Genomic DNA, 21,445 nt, shown 5'->3' on the forward strand with positions numbered 1-21,445 from the left:
TCAGTACTTCAGCAGGTTCACGTCGTCCACCGACGACGACCTGCGGGTCCGGAAGACGGTCATGATGATCGCCAGGCCGACCACGACCTCCGCCGCGGCCACCACCATCACGAAGAAGGCGATGATCTGGCCGTCCAGGTTGCCGTGCATGCGGGAGAACGACACGAACGCCAGGTTCGTCGCGTTCAGCATGAGCTCGACGCACATGAACACCACGATCGCGTTGCGCCGCACGAGGACGCCGAACGCTCCGATGGTGAACAGGATCGCCGAGAGCGCCAGGTAGTGCCCCGGACTCATTGACCAGCCTCGCCTTCGGTACCAGAAGCCCCACGTCCGTTCCGGGGGGTGTGGGGGGTCGTCCCCCCACCGGAGATCGAGCCGGACTTGACGGCGCGGGCCTCGGCGTCGGCGTCCTTCGCCTCCTCGGTGGCGGCCTTCACGGCGCGGACGTCGCGCTCCACGGCCTCCTCCTCGGTCCCGCCGTACAGGTCGGCGTGCCGCTCCGCGGTGTCGGTGCGGGCGGCGATGACCGGGTTGACCGACAGCTCGGACGGCGTCCCGTCCGGCAGCAGCGCCGGCATGTCGACGGCGTTGTGCCGGGCGTAGGTGCCGGGGCCCGGCAGCGGGCCCGGGTGGTCGCCGGTGAGGAACCGTCCCTTGGACAGGTCCTTCTGGGTCTGCTTCGGCTCCGTCCGCTCCCGGTGCGCCAGCACCATCGCGCCCAGCGCCGCCGTGATCAGCAGCGCGCTGGTCACCTCGAACGCGAACACGTACTTGGAGAACAGCAGCCGGGCCAGGCCGATGACGTTGCCCTCCGCGTTGGCCTGGTCCAGGCCCGCCGCGTCGCTCAGCGCCGCGTTCCCGAGCCCGATCGTCAGCAGGACGATGAACCCGACCGCCGCGATCACCGCCCAGAAGCGCTGGCCCCTGATCGTCTCCACGAGCGAGTCGGTGGAGCTGACCCCGACGAGCATCAGCACGAACAAGAACAGCATCAGCACCGCGCCGGTATACACGATGACCTGCACGAACGCCAGGAACGGCGCGTTCTGGATCGCGTACAGCGCGGCGAGCGAGAGCATCACGGTCGCCAGCAGCAGCGCCGAGTGGACGGCCTTCCGCACGAGGATCATGCCGAGCGCGGCGCAGACCGAGACCACGGCGAGCAGCCAGAAGAAGAACGGCTCGCCCGACTGCTTGTCCGCGACGTCGGCGGCGAGCAGATGAGCGGTCGTCATTTGCCGTCACCGCCCTCGTCGGGCTGGAGGCCGAGGCGGTAGTAGTCCTCCTCGGTGTCGCCGAGCCGCATCTCGTGCGGCGGCGCCTCCATGCCCTCGCGCAGCGGCGCCAGCAGCATCTCCTTGGTGTAGATCAGGCTCTCGCGGCTGTCGTCGGCGAGCTCGTACTCGTTCGTCATCGTCAGCGCCCGGGTCGGGCACGCCTCGATGCACAGCCCGCAGAGGATGCAGCGCAGATAGTTGATCTGGTAGGTGCGGCCGTACCGCTCGCCGGGCGAGTACCGCTCGTCCGGGTCGTTGTCGGCGCCCTCGACGAAGATCGCGTCGGCGGGGCAGGCCCAGGCGCACAGCTCGCAGCCGATGCACTTCTCCAGACCGTCCGGCCACCGGTTGAGCTGGTGCCGGCCGTGGAAGCGCGGGGCGGTCGGCTTCTTCACCTCGGGGTACTGAACGGTCTCGCTCTTCATGAACATCTGGTGAAACGAGACCCCGAACCCCTTGAACGGGTTCAGGAAATCAGTGAGTCCCACTGGTGACCTCCTCAGGAGGGGTTTCGATCGTGGATGCCCCGGCCGGCTTCCCGCCCCGTCCGTGGTAGTGGGGAGCGTCCATGGGCGGCACCGGGAACCCGCCGGCGGACGGATCGGGCCCGCCGCCCGCGTCCGCCGCGCCCGGCACGATCTCCTTCTCGTCCTCGCCGCCGCGGAGCCGGTCCCAGACCAGCGTGGCGATCAGCACCACCGCGACGGCGACGCTGGCGACGATCAGGGTCTGCCGCATCTCGTAGCCGTCGTTGCGCAGCGCGCGGACGGTGCCGACCACCAGGATCCAGGCGAGCGAGAGGGGTATCAGCACCTTCCAGCCGATCTTCATCAGCTGGTCGTAGCGGACGCGCGGGAGCGTGCCGCGCAGCCAGATGAAGAAGAAGATGAACAGGAAGACCTTGCCCAGGAACCACAGGATCGGCCACCAGCCGGAGTTCGCGCCCGACCAGACCACGGAGATCGGCCAGGCGTCCCAGCCGCCGAGGAACAGCGTGGTGGCGAGCGCGGACAGCGTCGTGAGGTTGATGTACTCGGCGAGGAAGAACATCGCGAACTTCAGCGACGAGTACTCGGTGTGGAAGCCGCCGACCAGCTCGCCCTCGCCCTCGGGCAGGTCGAACGGGATGCGGTTCGACTCGCCCATCATCGTGACCACGTAGATGAGGAAGGACGGCGCCAGCAGGAGCACGAACCACCTGTCGTGCTGCGCCGCGACGATCTCCGACGTGGACATCGAGCCCGCGAACATGAACACCGCCACGAACGACAGGCCCATCGCGATCTCGTAGGAGATCATCTGCGCGGACGAGCGGAGCCCGCCGAGCAGCGAGTACGGCGACATCGACGACCAGCCCGCCAGCACGACCCCGTAGATCCCCAGCGACGACATCGCGAGGACGAGCAGCACCGCCACCGGAAAGTCGGTGAGCTGCAACGCCGTCCTGTGCCCGAAGATCGACACCTCCGGGCCGAACGGGATGACGGCGAACGAGATGAACGCCGGCACCGCCGACATGACCGGCGCCAGCACGAACACGACCTTGTCGACCTGGCGGGGGACGATGTCCTCCTTCAGGGCGAGCTTCACGCCGTCCGCGAGGCCCTGGAGCAGGCCGAAGGGCCCGGCGCGGTTCGGGCCGACGCGCAGCTGCATCCGGCCGATGACGCGCCGCTCGATCCACATCGTCAGCAGCACGGTCACGACCAGGAACGCGAAGACGACGAGGACCTTGCCGCCGATCAGCCACCACGGATCGTTGCCGAACCCCTTCAGCGGCGCCTCCTCGGCGGGGGCCGACGGGTTCATTTCTCGCCTCCGACATTCTCGGTCGCGGTCGTGAGCGTGCCGCTCGCGATCCGCACGACGCCGCCGGCGGCTGCGCCCAGGTCCCGGTGGACCGCGCAGCCCGCGGAGTTCGTCGGCAGCCACACCACCCGGTCGGGCAGTCCTGCGGTGATCTCCAGCGGGAGCGTGACCTCGCCGCGCGCCGCCGACACCGTCACCGCGTCGGTCGCGCCGATCTCGGCGGCCGTCGCGGGCGACAGCCGGGCGACCGCGGCCTTGGCGGTGCCGGCGAGGAACGGCTCGCCGTCCTGGAGGCGGCCCTTGTCGAGCAGCAGCCGCCACGTCGCGAGCAGCGCCTCACCCGCCTCCGGGTGCGGGGGGAGGGGCGGCGCGACGTTCGGCGCGTCCGGGCGCTCGCCGCGGTAGGCGCCGAGTTCCGCCAGCTCGCGGCGGGCGGCGTCCGGGCCTGGCAGGGCCAGGTGGACGTCCATCTCGTCGGCGAGCGCGTCCAGGACACGCAGGTCGGACATCTTCCCGGCGGCCTTCAGCACGACGTCGAACGGGCGGCCGCGGCCCTCCCAGTTGACGAACGTGCCGGACTTCTCCGCGACCGCCGCGACCGGGAACACCACGTCGGCGCGGTCGGTGACCGCGCTCGGCCGCTGCTCCAGGCTCACCACGAACCCGGTGGCGTCGAGGGCGCGGAGCATCGCGTCCGGGTCGGCGAGGTCGTACGGGTCGACGCCGCCGACGAGCAGCGCGCCGCGCCGTCCGTCCGCGGCGGCGGCGATGATGCCGTCGGCGTCCTGGCCGGGCGCGGCGGGCAGCTCCGCGACGCCCCACCGGCGGGCGACCTCGGCGCGGGCCTCCGGGTCGGTCACCGGACGGCCGATCGGCAGCAGCCCGGGCAGCGCCCCGGCCTCGATCGCGCCGCGCTCCCCGGCCCGGCGCGGCACCCATGCCAGCTTCGCCCCGGTGACCTGCGCCAGCCGCACGGCCGCCGTCAGCGCGCCGGGGCTGGACGCGAGCCGCTCGCCGACGAGGATCACGGCGCCTGGCGTCTCCAGCAGCGTCCGGACGTCGGAGCGCGCCGCGTCCCCGACGACGGAGCCGAGCGTCTCGGCCTCCGCGCCGGGCGGCGTCTCCAGCAGCGTGCCGCCGACCTTCTCCAGCCCGCGCGTCGCGAACGGCGCCGCCGCGTACACCTTCAGCCCGTTCTTGCGGTGCGCCTTGCGGAGCCGCAGGAACACGATCGGCGACTCCTCCTCCGGCTCGAAGCCGGCGAGGAGCACCGCGGGCGCCTTCTCCAGGTCGGTGTACGACACCTCGATGGAGCGTCCCGCGACGGACGAGGCCAGGAACCGCGACTCCTCGTCCGACAGCGGCCGGGCCCGGAAGTCGACGTCGTTGGTACCGAGCGCGATGCGGGCGAACTTGGCGTAGGCGTAGGCGTCCTCAAGCGTGACGCGGCCGCCGGTCAGGACCCCGGCGGAGCCGCGCGCGGCCGCGAGTCCCTCGGCGGCGATCGTCAGCGCCTCCGGCCAGGACGCCGGTTCGAGCACGCCGTCCTCGTTGCGGACGAGCGGATGCGTCAGCCGCTCAGGCTGCGTCGCGTAGGTGAACGCCCAGCGGCCCTTGTCGCAGTTCCATTCCTCGTTGACCTGCGGGTCGTCACCGGCCAGCCGCCGCGTGACCTTCCCGCGCCGGTGGTCGGTGCGCAGCGCGCAACCCGCCGCGCAGTGCTCGCACACGCTCGGCGACGACACCAGGTCGAACGGCCGCGACCTGAACCGGTACGCGGTCCCGGTCAGCGCGCCGACCGGGCAGATCTGCACCGTGTTGCCGGAGAAGTACGACTGGAACGGCTTGCCGTCCGCCGCGCCGACCTGCTCCTTCGCTCCGCGCTCGAACAGGTCGATGAACGCGTCCCCGGCGATCTGGTCGGAGAACCGGGTGCAGCGGGCGCACTGGATGCAGCGCTCCCGGTCGAGCAGCACCTGGCTGGACAGCGGGATCGGCTTCGGGAACGTCCGCTTCGCCTCGACGAACCGGGTCTCGCCGCGCCCGTTGGACATCGCCTGGTTCTGCAGCGGGCACTCGCCGCCCTTGTCGCAGATCGGGCAGTCCAGCGGGTGGTTGATGAGCAGGAACTCCATGATGCCGTGCTGGGCCTTGTCGGCCACCGGCGAGGTGAGCTGGGTCTTGACGACCATGCCCGGCATCACCGTGGTGGTGCACGACGCCTGCGGCTTCGGCATCCCGCGGCCGTTCCCGGCGTCGGGGATCTCCACCAGGCACTGGCGGCAGGCCCCGACCGGGTCGAGCAGCGGATGGTCGCAGAACCGGGGGATCTGGATGCCGAGCAGCTCCGCGGCCCGGATGATCAGCGTGCCCTTCGGCACCTCGATCTCGAAGCCGTCGATGGTGCAGGAGACCATCTCGACCTTCTCCACCGCCGACTTGTCGTCGGTGACGGTCACTTGGCACCTCCCCAGAGGGTGGACTTGGCCGGGTCGAACGGGCACGCGCCCTGCTCGAAGTGCCGCACGTACTCGTCCCTGAACAGCTTGATGGACGAGATGACCGGGCTCGCGGCGCCGTCGCCGAGGGCGCAGAACGCGCGGCCGAGGATGTTGTCGGAGATGTCGAGGAGCGTCTCCAGGTCCTCCTCGGTGCCCTGACCGGAGTCCAGCCGCTTCAGCATCAGCTTGTACCAGTAGGTGCCCTCGCGGCACGGCGTGCACTTCCCGCACGACTCGTGAGCGTAGAACTCCGACCAGCGCAGCACCGCCCGGACGACGCACGTCGTCTCGTCGAAGATCTGGAGCGCCCGGGTGCCGAGCATGGAACCGGCGGCGCCGACGGACTCGAAGTCCAGCGGGACGTCCAGATGCTCCTCGGTGAAGATCGGCGTGGACGAGCCGCCGGGCGTCCAGAACTTCAGCCGATGCCCCTCACGGACGCCGCCCGCCATGTCGAGCAGCTCCCGCAGCGTGATGCCGAGCGGCGCCTCGTACTGGCCGGGCCGCGTCACGTGCCCGGACAGCGAGAAGATCCCGAAGCCCTGCGACTTCTCCGTGCCCATCGAGGCGAACCAATCCGGCCCGTTCCCGACGATCGACGGCACCGACGCGATCGACTCGACGTTGTTGATGACGGTGGGCCCGCCGTACAGGCCCGCCACGGCGGGGAACGGGGGCTTCAGCCGGGGCTGGCCGCGGAACCCTTCGAGGGAGTCCAGCAGCGCCGTCTCCTCGCCGCAGATATAGGCGCCCGCGCCGCTGTGGACGACGACGTCCAGGTCGTAGCCGGACCCGAGGATGTCCTTGCCGAGGTAGCCGGCCTCGTACGCCTCCGCGACCGCCTGGTGCAGCCGCCGGATCACGTGCAGCACCTCGCCGCGCACGTAGATGAACGCGACGTTCGACCTGATCGCGTACGAGCTGATGATCACGCCCTCGACGAGCACGTGCGGGTTGGCCATCATCAGCGGGATGTCCTTGCACGTGCCCGGCTCGGACTCGTCCGCGTTGACGACCAGGTACCGCGGGTTCGGGCTGGTCGGCGGCAGGAACCCCCACTTCATGCCGGTGGGGAAGCCCGCGCCGCCGCGGCCGCGCAGGCCCGAGTCCTTGACGGCCTGGACGATCTCGTCCGGCTCCATCCGGAACGCCTTGCGCAGCGCCTGGTACCCGCCGCCGCGCTCGTAGCCCGCGCGGGTGAACGAGTCGGCCTGGTCCCAGTTCTGGGTGAGGATCGGGGTGAGCGTGGTCACTTGTTCCGGCCCTCCTGGCTGCCGGGCTTCGCGTCGCCGGGGATGGACTTGCCCGGCTCGTGCGGCGGCTCGCTGATCTGCTCCGGCTTGACCGGCTCGTCCGGCCGCTCCCGGTCCACGTCGGCGGACGGTGCGGCCCACCCGCGCTCCTGCGCGAGCTTCAGGCCGCGGAGCGACTCGGGCCCGGCCTGGACGCCCTGGCCCGCGCGTCCGTCCGGGAACCCGGCGAGGACGCGGGACGCCTCCTGCCACGTGGCCAACTCCTCAGCCCCGCGCGTCGGAAGGACCCGCTCACCGGAACGGAGGTCGTCGACGAGCTGCTTGGCCTTGCCGGGAGTCATGTTGTCGAAGAACTCCCAGTTGACCATCATCACGGGCGCGAAGTCGCAGGCCGCGTTGCACTCGATCCGCTCCAGGCTGACCTTGCCGTCCGGGGTGGCCTCGTCGTGGCCGACGCCGGTGTGCTCGCTCAGCTCGTCCCAGATCTGGTCGCCGCCCATCACCGCGCACAGCGTGTTGATGCACACGCCGACGTGGTACTCGCCGACCGGCTTCTGCTTGTACTGCGTGTAGAACGTCACGACGCCGACAACCTGCGCCGCCGTGATCCCGAGCTGCTCGGCGCAGAAGTCGATGCCGTCCTGCGTGACGTGCCCCTCCACGGACTGCACCAGGTGCAGCAGCGGCAGCAGCGCCGACCTCGGCCGCGGATACCGGCCGATGATCTCCTTCGCGTCCCGCTCCAGGCGCTCGCGAACGTCGGGTTCGTACGTCATCGGTCCACTCCCCCCATGACCGGGTCGAGGCTGGCGACGGCGGCGATGATGTCGGCGACCATGCCGCCCTCCGACATCGCGGGCGTGGCCTGCAGGTTGACGAAGGACGGCTCGCGGAAGTGGACGCGGTACGGGCGGGTCCCGCCGTCGCTGACCAGGTGCGCGCCGAGCTCGCCGCGCGGCGACTCGATCGGCGCGTACGCCTGCCCCGCCGGCACCCGGAAGCCCTCCGTCACCAGCTTGAAGTGGTGGATCAGCGCCTCCATCGACGTGCCCATGATGTGCGCGATGTGCCGGGGCGAGTTGCCGATGCCGTCCGCGCCGATCGCGAGCTGCGCCGGCCAGCCGATCTTCTTGTCCTCGATCATCACCGGGCCCTTGGCTGTCTGCAGCCGGTCCAGGCACTGTTCGACGATCTTCAGCGACTCCTCCATCTCGTCCATCCGGACGAGGTAGCGGCCGTACACGTCGCAGGTGTCCTGCGTCGGGACCTCGAACTCGTAGTTCTCGTAGCCGCAGTAGGGCTGCGACTTGCGCAGGTCCCACGGCAGGCCGGTCGAACGCAGGACGGGCCCGGTGATGCCGAGCGCCATGCAGCCGGTCAGGTCCAGGTACGCGACGTTCTGCGTCCGCGCCTTGAAGACCGGGTTGTCGTCCATCAGCTTGCGCAGCGCCTTGATGCGCTTCGGCATCCGGTCCAGGTAGTCGCGGATCTTGCTCATCGCGCCGCTCGGCAGGTCCTGCGCGACCCCGCCCGGACGGACGTAGGCCATGTTCATCCGCAGGCCCGTGATCTCCTCGAACAGGTCGAGGGTGTACTCGCGCTCGATGAACCCGTTGAGCATCACGGTCGTCGCGCCGAGCTCCAGGCCGAACGTGGCGATCGCGACCAGGTGCGACGAGACCCGGTTCAGCTCCATCATCATCACGCGGATGATCTCGGCGCGCTCCGGGATCCGGTCGGTGATGCCGAGCAGCTTCTCCACGCTCAGGCAGTACGCCGTCTCGTTGAAGATCGGGGCGAGGTAGTCCATCCGGGTGCAGAACGTGGTGCCCTGCGTCCAGGTGCGGTACTCCATGTTCTTCTCGATGCCGGTGTGCAGGTACCCGATGCCGACCCTGGCCTCGTTCACCGTCTCGCCGTCGAGCGTGAGGATCAGCCGGAGCACCCCGTGCGTGGACGGGTGCTGCGGCCCCATGTTGACGACGAGCCGCTCGTCGCCGAGGTCCTCCGCGCCGGCGACGACCTTGTCCCAGTCCTGCCCGCCGACGTCGAACACCTTGCCCTCGGCGGCCTCGTCGGCCGCGTAGGCGTCGTACTCGGTGTACTTGGTCGAGCTCATACGTACGACCGCCTTTCGTCGGGCGGCGGGATTTCCGCTCCGCGGTACTCGACGGGGATGCCGCCGAGAGGGTAGTCCTTGCGCTGCGGATGGCCGACCCAGTCGTCCGGCATCTCGATGCGCGTGAGCGCGGGATGACCGTCGTAGACGATCCCGAAGAAGTCGTAGGTCTCGCGCTCGTGCCAGTCGCTCGTCGGGTAGACGGGCACCAGGGACGGGACGTGCGGGTCGGCGTCCGGGCAGGTCGCCTCCAGGCGGACGCGCCGGTTGTGCGTGATCGACAGCAGGTGCGTGACGGAGTGCAGCTCGGCGCCCTCGTCCTCCGGGTAGTGCACGCCGGACACGCCCGAGCACAGCTCGAACCGCAGGGACGGCTCGTCGCGCATCGTCTTCGCGACGTCGCGCAGGTGCTCGCGCCTGACGAAGAACGTCATCTCGCCGCGGTCGACGACGATGCGCTCGATCGCGTCGCCGAAGTCGGGGTAGGCGCGTTCGAGTTCGTCGGCGACCTCGTCGAACTCGCCGGGCTCGACGGCGCCGCCGGGCCCGCCGTACGGACGGCTCGCCGACACCTTCGGGCTCTGCCGGACGACCAGCCCGCCGTACCCGGACGTGTCGCCCGTCGTCTTCGCGCCGAACATGCCCTGCCGGACGACCGGCTGCTCCCGGCGCTCCTCCTCGGTGTGCGCGGGGAGCTTGTCGGCACCCTGCTCGGCCTGCTGCTCGGGGTGGTCGGAACTCATGTCAGGTCCCCTGTCCGAGCAGCGGGAGCTGGCGGCGCTTGGCCTCTTCCAGCTCGGCGATCTGGCGGGCGCGCTGCGGGCCGAGCTTGGTGTTCTGGATCTTGTCGTGCAGTTTCAGGATGGCGTCCAGCAGCATCTCGGGACGCGGCGGACAGCCGGGCAGGTAGACGTCCACGGGGACGATGTGGTCCACGCCCTGCACGATCGCGTAATTGTTGAACATTCCGCCGGACGACGCGCACACGCCCATCGCGATGACCCATTTCGGCTCGGTCATCTGGTCGTAGATCTGCCGCAGCACCGGCGCCATCTTCTGGCTCACCCGGCCCGCGACGATCATCAGGTCGGCCTGCCGGGGCGTCGCCGAGGCGCGCTCCATGCCCCATCGGGAGAAGTCGTGCCGGGGGTCGCCGGTCGCCATCATCTCGATCGCGCAGCACGCCAGGCCGAACGTCGCCGGCCACACCGAGCTCTTCCGCGCCCAGCCCGCGACCTGCTCGACGGTGGTCAGCAGAAAGCCGCTGGGAAGTTTCTCCTCAAGACCCATGTCAGTCCCACTCCAGACCGCCGCGCCGCCAGATGTAGGCGTACGCGACGAGCACGGTGACGATGAAAAGGACCATCTCCACAAGTCCGAAGATCCCCATCTGGTCGAACGCGACCGCCCAGGGGTAAAGGAAGATGATCTCAATGTCGAAGACGATGAAGAGCATCGCCGTCAGGTAGTACTTGACCGGGAAGCGGCCGCCGCCGACCGGTTGCGGAGTCGGCTCGATTCCGCACTCGTAGGCGTCGAGCCGCGCCCGGTTCCACCGCTTCGGCCCGGTGAGCGAGGCCATTGCCACCGAGAACGCGGCGAAGCCGAAGGCGAGCACCCCCAGCGCAATGACCGGAATATAGAGATCCATGTCTCTACAGCCTCTCCTCGCGACGTACAACGTTGTACGGGTCGGTTTCCTGTGGGGGGACGACCCCCCACACCCCCCGGAACGGCCCGGGGCCTCCGCGAGCCGCCGCCACCCTAGCCAAGGCGATCAATTGCACTCCCCTCCAGGGGGTCCGGTAATGCACATTAGTCCGCTCACCTGCGGAAGCTTGGTTCTCAAGGGGTGCCTCATGCCGCGGGAGCCACCTTCTGCATCGCGTTGATGACGCGGTCCATGGCGTCGCCGCCCTTGGGATCGGTCAGGTTGGCGAGGAGTTTCAGCGTGAACCGCATCAGCGTCGGGTGCGGCAGGCCGTGCGCGGTGAGGAACTTCATGATCCGCGGGTCGCCGATGGCCTGGACGAACAGCCGCGCCAGCGTGAAGTAGCCGCCGTGCTCGTCCTTCAGGATGCGCGGGTACTCGTAGAGGGTCCGCTCGCGCTGCGCCGGGGTGCGACGGGCGAGCGCCTGCACCATGATGTCGGCGGCCAGCCGTCCGGACTCCAGCGCGTAGTCGATGCCCTCCCCGTTGAACGGGTTGATCATGCCGCCGGCGTCGCCGACGAGCAGCATCCCGCGGGTGTAGTGCGGCTGCCGGTTGAAGCCCATCGGCAGCGCCGCGCCGCGGATCTTCGAGGTGGCGTGGTCCTCGTCGAACTGCCAGTCCTCGGGCATCTGGGCGCACCAGCGCTTGAGCATGCCGCGGTAGTCGACGCTCTGGAACGCCTTGCTGGTGTTGAGGAGCCCGAGGCCGACGTTGGACGTCCCGTCCCCGACGCCGAAGACCCAGCCGTAGCCGGGCAGGAGGCGCTCGCCGTCCCAAAGTTCCAGCCAGGCCTCCATGAAGTCGTCGTCGTGCCGCGGGGTCTGGAAGTAGCGGCGGACGGCGACGCCCATCGGACGGTCCTCGCGCCGCCGCAGCCCCATCGCGAGGGACAGCCGGGTCGAGTTGCCGTCGGCCGCGACGACCAGCGGCGCGTGGAACTCGACGTCCTCGCCCTCGTACTGGGCGGTGACGCCGGTGATGCGGTCGGTGCGCTCGTCCAGGATGGGGCCGGTGACGTTGCAGCCCTGGAGCAGCTGGGCGCCGGCCTTCGCGGCGTGCTCGGCGAGGAACTGGTCGAAGTCGGTGCGCCTGCGCACGAGCCCGAAGTCGGGGAAGCTCGCGAGCTCCGGCCACGGCAGCTCCACCTTGACGCCGCCGCCGTAGATGCGCAGGCCCCGGTTGCGCCCCCAGCCCGGGTCGGTGACGTCGACGCCCATGCCGATCAGCGCGCGGACGGCGCGCGGGGTGAGGCCGTCGCCGCAGATCTTGTCGCGCGGGAAGACGGCCTTCTCCAGCAGGAACACGTCCAGGCCGGTCTGCGCCAACCAGTAGGCGGTCGACGAACCGGCGGGGCCTGCCCCGACGACGACCACATCTGCGTGTCGGACGTCCGCATGCCGGGTGGAGTCGGTCACGGCGCTTCCTCTTTAGCTCGTTCGCTTGTGAAGTACTTCACAAGGGTCCGGTGGGGAGTCTATTCCTTTATCACGACTGGTGGGTACTTCGGGGCCGGACGAGCTTGGAGCGGTCCGGCCCACCGGTCCGCGATCACCCCGGATTGACGGCGTGGTGCAGCGCGGCCACCCCGAACGTGAGGTCGCGCCAGCGCACTTCGTCCCAGCCCGCGTCCTGGATCAGCCGCGCCAGGGCCGCCTGGTCGGGCCAGTCCAGCGTCGACTCGGCGAGGTAGCGGTAGGAGTCGGGATTGGAGCTGACCCGCGCCAGCAGCGGCAGCCCGTACCGCAGATGCGCCTTGTGCCCGGCGGCCAGCAGCGCGTTCGGCGGATGGCTCACCTCGCAGACCAGCAGCCGTCCGCCGGGCCTCGCGACCCGGCGCAGTTCGCGCAGCGCCTTCACCGTGTCGGCGACGTTGCGGAGGCCGAACGAAATCGTCACCGCGTCGAACGAGCCGTCCGCGAACGGCAGCCGCAGCGCGTCGCCCGCGACGAAGTTCAGCCCCTGGACGCCCGCCTGGCGGCGCGCCCCCACGCGCAGCATGCCGAGGGAGAAGTCGCACGCGACCGTCTTCGCGCCCGCGTCCGCGAACGGCACCGACGACGTGCCCGTCCCGGCCGCCAGATCGAGGATCCGCTCGCCCGGCCGCGCGTCCAGCGCCCGCACGACCTCCCGCCGCCACCGCCGGTCGCGCCCGCCGGTCATCAGCGTGTTCAGCAGGTCGTACCGCTCGGCGGTGCCGTCGAACATCGCCGCGACGTCGGCGGGCTTCTTCTCCAGGGAGGCGCGGCTCATGCCACCAGCCTAGGAGGCCGTGTCACCTGCCGCCGCCCCGGGTGCGTCAGGCGTCCTCGCGGGTGACGGACTTGCCGAACCTCTCGCGCTGCGCGCGGGCCCCGCGGGCGACCACGGACGACATCCGGTCACGCTGCGCGGACAGCAGCACATAGCTGACGACGCCGCTGATCAGCAGCGCCAGCAGCAGGAGCAGGAACCCGCGGGCCCCGAACAGCGCCAGCACGCCCGCGGTCACCGCGAAGATCGCGAGCCGCGCGACGGTGTAGAAGATGACGGAACGCATGACCCTTCGAGGGTAATACCTACTTCAGGACGTCCTGGAAGAGGGCCGGGTCTACGTTGCCGCCGGAGAGGATGGCGACGTAGGCGCGTCCCCTGGGGAGTTCGGCACGGTGGTAGAGGTAGGCGGCGGTGGCGACGGCCCCGGCCGGTTCGGCGATGAGGCGGGCCTCGCGGGCGAGGCGGCGCATCGTCAGGCGGATCTCGTCCTCGGTGACCGTGACGACGCCGTCCACGTGGGCGCGCATGTGCGCGAACGGCAGATCGCCCACCCGCTGGACGCGGAGCGCGTCGGCGATGGTGCGTCCGGTCTCCTCCGCCTCCCACGCGACGGGACGTCCCGCGGCCATCGAGTCGCGGGCGTCGGCGGCGAGCTCCGGTTCGACGCCGACCACCCGGGCCTCGGGGCGCAGCGCCTTGACGGCGGCGGCGACGCCCGCGACGAGGCCGCCGCCGCTGATCGGGACGAGCACGACGTCCACGTCCGGACGGTCCCGGACGATCTCCAGCCCCACCGTCCCCTGCCCCGCGATGACCCGCGCGTCGTCGTAGGGCGGGATGAGCGTGAAGCCGTGCGCGGCGGCGAGCTTGTCCGCGGTCTCGGCGCGGGCCTGCGAGGTCGGCTCCACGTACACGACCTCGGCGCCGAGCGCGATGCACGCGTCCACCTTCACGCCCGGCGTGGTGTGCGGCATGACCAGGACGGCCTTGATGCCGAGCGCGCGCGCCGCGTACGCGACTGCCTGCGCGTGGTTGCCGCTGGAGTGCGTCACGACGCCGCGCTCGCGCTCCTCCGGCCGGAGGGACGCGATGGCGGAGTACGCGCCGCGCAGCTTGAACGCGCCGATCGGCTGCAACGACTCGGCCTTCACCAGCAGCGGCGGCTCCCCGGCGGTCGCGGCACCGGTGGACGGCGGGGCCGGGTCATGCGGGAAAGGGACGAGCGGCGTCCGGACGGCGACGCCCGCGATGCGCTCGGCGGCCCTTTCGATCTCCGGCAGCGAAACAAGATCGGACATGGCTCGGAGACTACTTCCACAACGGCGCGCCACGGCCGTCGCGGCGTGTCGGACGAGACGCTTTCGCGTGCCCGTTCAGTGCGTGACTTGGCAGGTCAAACGGGGTCGATGGGAGGCATGCCCCGAAAGTCCCCGGCACCGAGTGTGATCCCTCCTGTTCGGAAAACTACGGTCCGTGATCTTTTCCGAAAACAAGGGAGAAATCGGTCTTGACCCGCCACACTGTTAAACAGTCCACCCGCGCCGAGAGCGGGACAAAGGGGGAGAGAAAACGTGGAGAGCACGAGCGAGCGCCTGCTGACCCCAGGAGAGGTCGCCGCCCTCTTCCGGGTCGACCCGAAGACGGTCACCCGATGGGCCGCCGCGGGCCGGATCAGCAGCATCCGGACACCGGGGGGCCACCGGCGCTTTCGCGAGTCCGAGGTGCACGCGCTGCTGCGCGGCGAGGAGCCCATCGCCGAGCATTCGGCGCGCTGACCCGCCCGGACCCGTTCATCTGGGCCCGCCCGCCGTTCCGGGCCCCGCTTACCGGCCTCAGCCGCCCGGACCGCCGCGTCGTGGCAGTCCCCCGGGGGAGACTCCAGCCCGGGCGGCCGGGGCCGTTCCGTTTTCCAGGCCCGACCGTTCAGTTTCCAGGCCCGACCGTTCAGTTTCCAGGCCACTGGTTTCCAGGCCCTCCGATCGCGGGTCTGACCCCGCTCTCCCCGGGTCAATCCCCGCTCTCCTCCGGGGCGTCCGGTTTTCCGGGGCCGTCCGGGTCCCCTGGAGCGTCCGGCTCCCCGAGGGCGTCCGGCGCCTCAGGGGCGTCCGACTTCCATTCCTCGAAACGGCGGAGCAGGTCGGCGTCCCCGTCCCGCCAGCGGCGGCGCCTGTCCTCCAGCTCGTCCTCCGTCAGCGACTCGCGGAGGAGCCGGTCGTAGTCGGGGTCGCCGGGACCGATCTCGACGTAGGCGTCGGCGATGATCCGTCCCTCGCGCGCAGCGGGCCCGGACCCGCCCTCGCCCGCGTCGGCGAGGACGCTGTGCGGAACCCGGAGCGTGCCGTCGGGGAGCCGGATCACGTACATCGTCGATCACCCTCGCGATTCACAGTTGCGCGCCCTGCCATCAGGATGTCCTAGATCCCGTACCTGCGGTTGAAGAAGAGCATGACTTCCAGTGCCATCCGGATATTTCCGGCGAGCATATCGACGAGGGCCGGACGCTGCCGGGAGGAGATCGCGGCGAACGCGTCCGCGAAGAACTCGCGACGGCCGAGCGAGTTCGGCTGGCGGTGGAAGTCGCTCGCGAGATGCGGCAGGCACTGCTCGTACAGCCGCTGGAAGGCGGGGCTGTCGGACGTCCACGTGCCGTCGTCGCCGTCGATGTCGTCGAGCGCGTGCCCGACCTCGTGCAGCATCACGTCCGGCGTCGGCGACGGCCGGTCCCCGACGACGATCTTGTGGTCGCCGTACGCGCCGGCGCAGATGTCCCAGGTGGCGCGGCCCGACGGCAGCGGACGGTCGCGCAGATGGCCCATGTCGTCCAGCTGCGGGACGCCGCCCGGCCCCACATAGATGCCGTCCAGCCCGGACGCGAGCTTCTCCTTGAGCCGGTCCGGCAGCGCCGCCAGGCTGTCCACGGCCCCGATCACCTCGGGGCCCGGCGGGCCGCCCCTGACGTCCCACTGCCGGTACAGGACGTTCTCCAGCACGCCGCAGTTCCGGCGGCCGTCGGAGACGTGCGGCATGCCCGGCGGGTACGGCTCCACGCGCAGCCGGTCGTCGTCGAGCTCGAAGTCGCTCCACGAGTAGTCGCCCGGACGCGGCCTGCCCCGCCTGCGCCGGCTGAACCTGCCGCCGAGCAGGCCGGTCGCGTCGCCGCCGTCCGGGCCTTCGGGGGCGTCCCGGCCGTTCCGGTCGCCGTCCACGCCGCCCGGGCCCAGCGCGAAGTCGTCGTCGCGGCCCGCCTTGCGGAACCGGCCGAACCGGTCGCGCGGCTGGTTGCTGCGCGGCCGCACCTGACCGGAGTCGGGCGGCGACGGCGAGTACGCGGCGTCGTCCCGCCGGAACGACTCCCGGTGCCACCGCTCCCGGGGCCGGGGCTTGCGATGGACGCCTTTGAAGCGCATCGGGCTCCTCTGTCCACGGACCCGCGGGGGTAGCGAGCGGCGTCCGCCGCAAGACCGGGTCCCCGAGGAAGGGTAAGCCGGAACCCGACACGCCGTCATCCCCGGGAGTCACGGATCCCGGAATTCTTCTCAGGCGTAGGAGTGCAAGCCGGAGAACATGTAGTTGACGCCGAAGAAGTTGAACAGCAGCGCGGCGAACGCCAGCAGCGAGAGGAACGCCGCCTTGCGGCCCTTCCAGCCGGCCGTCGAGCGGGCGTGCAGGTAGGCGGCGTAGATGATCCAGGTGACGAAGGACCAGATCTCCTTCGGGTCCCAGCCCCAGTAGCGGCCCCACGCCTGGTCGGCCCAGATCGCGCCCATGATGATCGCGGCCGTCCAGATCGGGAACGCGAACATCGTGACCCGCATCGCGAGCCGGTCGAGGCTCTCCGTGGACGGGACGCGCGCCAGGAAACCGTGGTCGTCGGTCTTCGGCCCGCGGGCCTCCACGCGCAGCTTCAGGAAGTAGAGGATCGTGGCCGCGCCGGCGACGGTGAACGCCCCGGTCGCGGTGATCGCGGCGCTCACGTGGATGGCGATCCAGTACGAGTTGAGCGCCGGGGTGACCGGCCCCACCGAGTCGTACAGCCAGATGTTCGCCACGCCGAGCGCGATGACGGCGGCGAACATGACGGGCGCGCCGAGGAAGCGGGCCTTGTACCGGAACATCACGACGATGAACGCGGCGACGGCGGCGAACGAGATGGCGGTGAGGAACTCGTACATGTTGCCCCACGGCCACCGGTTCGCGGACAGCCCGCGGGTCACCAGGACGCCGAGGTGCGCGCCCACGCCCAGCACGTTCAGCAGGATCGCGAGGCGCGGCCAGTCGACCTGGGGGCGCTCTTCGTCGACGTCGTCGTCGGTCGCGGCGGCGGCCTTGGCGGGCGCGTCGTCGTCGACGTCCGCGGCGCCGCCGGCGCCCACCAGCACCTTGGCGGCGGCCTTCTCCGACACCGCCGCCTTGGCCTCCGATGCCTTGGCCTCCGCGGCGGTCGCGGCGCCGCGGCGACCGAAGCCCATGTCGGCGGCGTAGGCGACCAGCGCGATGATGTACATCACTACGGTGGTCAGCATGAGCTTGTCGCTCAGGTTCGCGAGGTCGGCGTTGCTCACCTGGTGCTCACCTCGTCACTCCTTCGATTCGGTCGCCGGGCCATCCGGCTCGTCGGGTTCGTCCGGCTCGGCCGGGTCTTCCGGGTCTTCCGGGTCTTCCGGGTCTTCCGGCTCGGCTGCCCCGTCCGGTGCGGCGGGATCGTCTGGCTCGGGGCCGTCCGGCTCGGCGGGGCCGTCCGGCTCGGCGGGGCCGGGGCGCTGCTCCGGGCCGCGCAGGGCGGTCACGATGTCGTCGAACTCCGAGGTCGCGTTCCCCAGCGTGAGGCCGCCGACCTCGACCACCGTACGCCCGCCCGTTCCGGCGCTCGCACGGACCCACACCCTGCGCCGCCTGACCATGAACGACGTCGCCACGCCCAGCACCGCCAGGATGGCCGCGACCAGGGCGGGGATGCGTCCCGGGTCGTGGTTGACCGACAGGGTCGCGTACTCCTTGAGGCCGTCGAACGTGATCGAGCCGGCGCCGCCGGGCAGCGTGAAGGTCTCCCCCGGCTCCAGCAGTTTCTGTCCGTCCTTGACCGGCTGGAGTGTCTTGCCGATGCCCTCCAGCTTGTACACCGACTGCGGGGAGCCGGAGTCCAGGCCGATGTCGCCCTTGAACGACGAGATCGTGACGACGGGACGGAGCGGCGCCGGGAACGCGGAGACGATCTGCTTGCCGTCCTCGCTGGCCATGGCCGTGGGCCACAGGATCGCGTAGAAGGCGAGCTGGTCCGGCTCGGCGTCGGGGGCCTTGATGACGCCCTCGGACGTCAGGTTCTGCGGCTCCATCTCCAGGAAAGGCACCGTGTCCTGGAAGGCGACGTTGCCCTTGGCGTCCCGGACGGTGAACTTCGGCGCGTACCCGTGGCCCAGCAGGTACACCTTTGCACCGCCGACCTTCAGCGGATGGTTGATCTGCAGGTCGTGCCGCTTGTCGTCGCCGTCGGGCGCGGCGCGGTAGCGGATCTTGGCGTTGAACTCGGTGGCCTGGCCGCGCTTGTCGCCCTTGGTCTCGTACTCGGCCTTGAAGTCGTCCAGGCTGACGGTGAACGGGGCCAGCTCGCCGTCGTCGAACGCGCGCCCCGGTGCGAACTGGTCGTACTGGTTCAGCGAGTTCGCGAACGTCTTGCCCTCCATGAGCAGGACGTCCCCGCGGTAGCCGAACAGGTTCCCGAGGCCGAGCGCGAACAGCAGCGCCAGCAGCGCCAGGTGGAACAGCAGGTTGCCCGTCTCGCCGAGATAGCCCTTCTCGGCGGACGCCGCGCCGCCGGACACGTCCACCCGGAACCGCCGTCCGCGCAGGACCTTGCGGGCCTCGGCCAGGACGTCGTCCGGGGACGTGTCCGTTTCGTAGGTCGCGGACTGCGGCAGCCGTCCGAGGTTCCGGGGCGCCGCGGGCGGACGGGCCCGCATCGACCGGTAGTGCTTCACCGCGCGCGGGACGACGCACCCGGCCAGCGAGACGAACAGCAGGATGTAGATCGCCGCGAACCAGGGCGCGGCGAACACGTCGAACATCGAGGCCCTGTCGAGCCACGGGCCGAGCGTTTTGTGGTCGTCCAGGTAGGCCGCGACCTTCTCGGGCGCCTGGCCCCGCTGCGGCAGGATCGACCCGGGGACCGCGCCGAGCGCCACCAGGAACAGCAGGATCAGCGCGGTGCGCATCGTGGTGAGCTGCCGCCAGCCCCAGCGCAGCCAGCCGACCGGGCCGATGCCCTTGGGGCGCGGCACCTCCTCCGGTGGCTGCCGCGCGGCGGGCGCCTGCGTGCCCGACTCGGGGTCCGATTCCTTGACGTCGTGCCCTGATTTCTTGACGTCGTGCTTGGTGTCAGTCATCTCAAATAACCGGTTCGTAGCCGCTGATCCACGATCTCAGCTCGATGGTCAGGTCGCCCCACAGGCCGCTGACCAGCAGCACCCCGATGAGGACGAGCATGCCCCCGCCGGTCCGCATGACCAGGGGGTAGTGGCGCTTCACGGCGCCGAACGCGCCGAGCGCCCGGCGGTAGGCGATCGCGGTGACCACGAACGGCAGGCCGAGCCCCACACAGTACGCCAGGGACAGCAGCGCGCCCCGTCCGGCGCTCGCCTCGGTGATCGCGAGGCCCTGCACCGCGCCGAGCGTCGGGCCGATGCAGGGCGTCCAGCCGAGCCCGAACAGGACGCCGAGCAGCGGCGCGCCCGCGAGCCCCGCGGCGGGCAGCCGGCCGGACTTCAGCGTCCGCTGCAACCCTGGGATGAAGCCCATGAACGCGAGGCCGAACACGATCGTGACGGCGCCGAGGACGCGGGTGATCGTGTCCTGGTACTCCAGCAGCCACCGGCCGAGCCCGCCGAAGATCACGCCGTAGCTGACGAACACGACGCTGAACCCGGCGATGAACAGCATTGCGCCCGCGAGGAGCCGTCCGCGCCGCTGGTCGGCGAGGTCGGCGCCGGTCATGCCCGTCACGTACGACAGGTAGCCGGGGACGAGCGGCAGCACGCACGGCGACGCGAACGAGACGAGCCCGGCCAGCGCCGCCAGCGGCGCCGCCGCCACCAGCGACCCGCTGACGACCGTATCGCTGACCGTGCTCATGCCTGGGTGCTCATCCCTCCGGCGCTCACCGGCGCCCGTCGGCTCACGTCTCCGCGAGGACCTTGGCGACCAGCGGGTTCAGCTTGGAGTACGTCGTCGCGCCGATGATCCGGGCGGCGACGCGGCCCTGCCGGTCGAGGACGAGCGTGCTCGGGATCGCGCTCGGCGGGACCTCCCGGAACGCCAGCGTGACCTGCCCGTCCGCGTCGAACAGGCTCGGGTAGGTGACCTTGAACTTGCGCTCGAACGCCTCCGCGTTCGCCTTGGAGTCCTTGAAGTTGACGCCGAGGAACGCGACGCCCTTGGCCTTGTTCTCGTCGTACACGTGCTGGAGGGACGGCGCCTCGCCGCGGCACGGCGCGCACCACGACGCCCAGAAGTTGACGACGACGGCCTTGCCCCTGAGGTCGGCGAGCTTGAACGGTTTGCCGTCCAGGTGCTCGCCGGTGACGTCCTGGACGCTCTTGCGGTCGGCAGGCTTGTACTCCGTCACGTTCCCGTTGCCGGAGACGAAGCGCGTGTCGTCGCCCTGCCCGTTCTCCGAGGCGCTCGTCCCGGCGCACCCGGCCAGCAGCCCGCAGAGCGCGACGGCAGCGGCGGCGGCGCGCGGAGGGGAGACTCGGGGGCTCAACGGACCCTCCTATATCAGGGCGAGCTACTACAAGACGTAGTACACAACCTAGCGGTGCGGTCAGGCTCCCGCGACACTGGGCCCCTTCGCGATTCCCGCCGCGGGCTCGCAGTAGGCGACCTCCACCAGCCGGCTGCCCGCGAACGTCAGGCTCGTCAGGCTGGCCAGGCCGCACTCTCGCCGCTTCGGGTGGTGCCAGAGGCGGCGGCGCTCGGCGTGCAGGCGCAGCACCCAGATCGGCAGCTGGTGGCTGACGCAGACGGCCTCGTGGCCCTTCGCCGCCTCGCGCGCCCTGATCACGGCCGCGCGCATCCGGGCGGCGAGGTCCGCGTAGGGCTCTCCCCAGGACGGCTTGAACGGGTTGACCAGGTGCCGCCAGTGCTCGGGACGGCGCAGCGACCCGGCCCCGGCCCCGAACGTCAGACCCTCGAAATGGTTGCCGGCCTCGATCAGCCGATCGTCCACCGTCACGGGCAGGTCGAACGCGTCGGCCAGCGGCGCGGCCGTCTCCAGCGCCCGCTGCATCGGCGAGGAGAGGATGGCGGTCACGTCCCGGTCGGCGAACCATTTGGCGACCGCCTTCGCCATGAGGACGCCGTCCTCGCTGAGGCGGTAGCCGGGCAGCCGCCCGTAGAGGATCCCGTCGGGATTGTGCACCTCACCGTGCCGCAACAGGTGAACGGTCGTCTTCTCGGTCATCGCACGCCAGGTTACCCACGCGGCCTCGCGCTTCCGTCCACCGGCCATGCCGTTGGGC

Annotated in this window: 23 protein-coding genes; 1 reads left to right on the forward strand and 22 read right to left on the reverse strand. The window is 70.7% G+C overall.

Going from position 1 to position 21,445, the window contains the following annotated elements; genetic code table 11:
• From nuoK to ACH34T_RS26875, 15 genes are all read right to left on the reverse strand, one after another.
• The gene (nuoK, locus tag ACH34T_RS26805; RefSeq protein ID WP_067889564.1) at positions 1-300 is read right to left on the reverse strand and encodes an NADH-quinone oxidoreductase subunit NuoK; all 300 of its coding nucleotides are present in this window, start codon (positions 298-300) and stop codon (positions 1-3) included.
• Entirely contained in the window at positions 297-1,241 is a 945-nt protein-coding gene (locus ACH34T_RS26810) for an NADH-quinone oxidoreductase subunit J (protein WP_396023675.1), read from the reverse strand. Before ACH34T_RS26810 ends, nuoK begins: the two co-directional genes overlap by 4 nt.
• Complete coding sequence (gene nuoI / locus ACH34T_RS26815; protein ID WP_396023676.1) at positions 1,238-1,771, reverse strand: NADH-quinone oxidoreductase subunit NuoI; 534 nt, start codon at positions 1,769-1,771, stop codon at positions 1,238-1,240. Before nuoI ends, ACH34T_RS26810 begins: the two co-directional genes overlap by 4 nt.
• On the reverse strand, positions 1,758-3,092 hold the full coding sequence (gene nuoH, locus ACH34T_RS26820; protein ID WP_396023677.1) for an NADH-quinone oxidoreductase subunit NuoH: 1,335 nt from the start codon (positions 3,090-3,092) through the stop codon (positions 1,758-1,760). Before nuoH ends, nuoI begins: the two co-directional genes overlap by 14 nt.
• Complete coding sequence (locus tag ACH34T_RS26825; RefSeq protein ID WP_396023678.1) at positions 3,089-5,551, reverse strand: NADH-quinone oxidoreductase subunit G; 2,463 nt, start codon at positions 5,549-5,551, stop codon at positions 3,089-3,091. Before ACH34T_RS26825 ends, nuoH begins: the two co-directional genes overlap by 4 nt.
• Positions 5,548-6,846 carry an NADH-quinone oxidoreductase subunit NuoF gene (gene nuoF / locus ACH34T_RS26830; RefSeq protein ID WP_396023679.1) on the reverse strand — a complete coding sequence of 433 codons (1,299 nt, stop codon included), beginning with the start codon at positions 6,844-6,846 and terminating at the stop codon, positions 5,548-5,550. Before nuoF ends, ACH34T_RS26825 begins: the two co-directional genes overlap by 4 nt.
• Entirely contained in the window at positions 6,843-7,622 is a 780-nt protein-coding gene (nuoE, locus tag ACH34T_RS26835; RefSeq protein WP_396023680.1) for an NADH-quinone oxidoreductase subunit NuoE, read from the reverse strand. Before nuoE ends, nuoF begins: the two co-directional genes overlap by 4 nt.
• Complete coding sequence (locus tag ACH34T_RS26840) at positions 7,619-8,965, reverse strand: NADH-quinone oxidoreductase subunit D (RefSeq protein ID WP_396023681.1); 1,347 nt, start codon at positions 8,963-8,965, stop codon at positions 7,619-7,621. Before ACH34T_RS26840 ends, nuoE begins: the two co-directional genes overlap by 4 nt.
• Positions 8,962-9,708: an NADH-quinone oxidoreductase subunit C gene (locus ACH34T_RS26845; protein ID WP_396023682.1), complete on the reverse strand. Its 747-nt coding sequence runs from the start codon at positions 9,706-9,708 to the stop codon at positions 8,962-8,964. The genes ACH34T_RS26840 and ACH34T_RS26845 overlap by 4 nt, the downstream gene beginning before the upstream one ends.
• A gap of 1 nt (position 9,709) precedes the next feature.
• Positions 9,710-10,255 (reverse strand): NuoB/complex I 20 kDa subunit family protein, encoded by a 546-nt coding sequence (locus tag ACH34T_RS26850; protein WP_396023683.1) that lies wholly within the window; start codon positions 10,253-10,255, stop codon positions 9,710-9,712.
• A gap of 1 nt (position 10,256) precedes the next feature.
• Positions 10,257-10,616, reverse strand: a complete 360-nt coding sequence (locus ACH34T_RS26855) for an NADH-quinone oxidoreductase subunit A (protein WP_396023684.1) — start codon at positions 10,614-10,616, stop codon at positions 10,257-10,259.
• Between the two features lie 206 nt (positions 10,617-10,822).
• On the reverse strand, positions 10,823-12,094 hold the full coding sequence (locus tag ACH34T_RS26860; protein ID WP_396023685.1) for a geranylgeranyl reductase family protein: 1,272 nt from the start codon (positions 12,092-12,094) through the stop codon (positions 10,823-10,825).
• Positions 12,095-12,227: 133 nt separating this feature from the next.
• Positions 12,228-12,929 carry a demethylmenaquinone methyltransferase gene (locus tag ACH34T_RS26865; protein ID WP_396023686.1) on the reverse strand — a complete coding sequence of 234 codons (702 nt, stop codon included), beginning with the start codon at positions 12,927-12,929 and terminating at the stop codon, positions 12,228-12,230.
• Positions 12,930-12,975: 46 nt separating this feature from the next.
• Positions 12,976-13,215: a DUF4229 domain-containing protein gene (locus ACH34T_RS26870; protein WP_396023687.1), complete on the reverse strand. Its 240-nt coding sequence runs from the start codon at positions 13,213-13,215 to the stop codon at positions 12,976-12,978.
• A gap of 19 nt (positions 13,216-13,234) precedes the next feature.
• The gene (locus ACH34T_RS26875) at positions 13,235-14,230 is read right to left on the reverse strand and encodes a threonine/serine dehydratase (RefSeq protein ID WP_396023688.1); all 996 of its coding nucleotides are present in this window, start codon (positions 14,228-14,230) and stop codon (positions 13,235-13,237) included.
• Positions 14,231-14,503: 273 nt separating this feature from the next.
• On the opposite strand from ACH34T_RS26875, the gene ACH34T_RS26880 reads away from it, so the two are divergent.
• The gene (locus ACH34T_RS26880) at positions 14,504-14,707 is read left to right on the forward strand and encodes a BldC family transcriptional regulator (protein WP_344887859.1); all 204 of its coding nucleotides are present in this window, start codon (positions 14,504-14,506) and stop codon (positions 14,705-14,707) included.
• Between the two features lie 232 nt (positions 14,708-14,939).
• Here the strand turns inward: ACH34T_RS26880 and ACH34T_RS26885 are convergent, their stop codons facing one another.
• The 7 genes from ACH34T_RS26885 to ACH34T_RS26915 all read right to left on the reverse strand — a co-directional run bounded on the left by ACH34T_RS26885 (position 14,940) and on the right by ACH34T_RS26915 (position 21,387).
• A complete protein-coding gene (locus ACH34T_RS26885) occupies positions 14,940-15,296 on the reverse strand; it encodes a hypothetical protein (RefSeq protein WP_396023689.1) in 357 nt (118 codons plus the stop codon).
• A 50-nt stretch (positions 15,297-15,346) separates the two neighbouring features.
• On the reverse strand, positions 15,347-16,339 hold the full coding sequence (locus ACH34T_RS26890) for a hypothetical protein (RefSeq protein ID WP_396023690.1): 993 nt from the start codon (positions 16,337-16,339) through the stop codon (positions 15,347-15,349).
• 129 nt (positions 16,340-16,468) lie between these two features.
• Positions 16,469-17,494 (reverse strand): c-type cytochrome biogenesis protein CcsB, encoded by a 1,026-nt coding sequence (ccsB, locus tag ACH34T_RS26895; RefSeq protein WP_396023691.1) that lies wholly within the window; start codon positions 17,492-17,494, stop codon positions 16,469-16,471.
• Positions 17,495-17,509: 15 nt separating this feature from the next.
• Entirely contained in the window at positions 17,510-19,312 is a 1,803-nt protein-coding gene (locus ACH34T_RS26900) for a cytochrome c biogenesis protein ResB (protein WP_396023692.1), read from the reverse strand.
• Position 19,313: 1 nt separating this feature from the next.
• Positions 19,314-20,057, reverse strand: a complete 744-nt coding sequence (locus tag ACH34T_RS26905) for a cytochrome c biogenesis CcdA family protein (RefSeq protein ID WP_396023693.1) — start codon at positions 20,055-20,057, stop codon at positions 19,314-19,316.
• A gap of 43 nt (positions 20,058-20,100) precedes the next feature.
• Positions 20,101-20,688, reverse strand: a complete 588-nt coding sequence (locus ACH34T_RS26910) for a TlpA family protein disulfide reductase (protein WP_396023694.1) — start codon at positions 20,686-20,688, stop codon at positions 20,101-20,103.
• Positions 20,689-20,748: 60 nt separating this feature from the next.
• A complete protein-coding gene (locus ACH34T_RS26915; RefSeq protein WP_396023695.1) occupies positions 20,749-21,387 on the reverse strand; it encodes a histidine phosphatase family protein in 639 nt (212 codons plus the stop codon).
• Between the last annotated feature and the right edge of the window lie 58 nt (positions 21,388-21,445).

Origin of the sequence: Actinomadura sp. 9N215 (genome assembly GCF_044326345.1) — a bacterium.
In the GTDB taxonomy this organism is placed as follows: domain Bacteria; phylum Actinomycetota; class Actinomycetes; order Streptosporangiales; family Streptosporangiaceae; genus Spirillospora.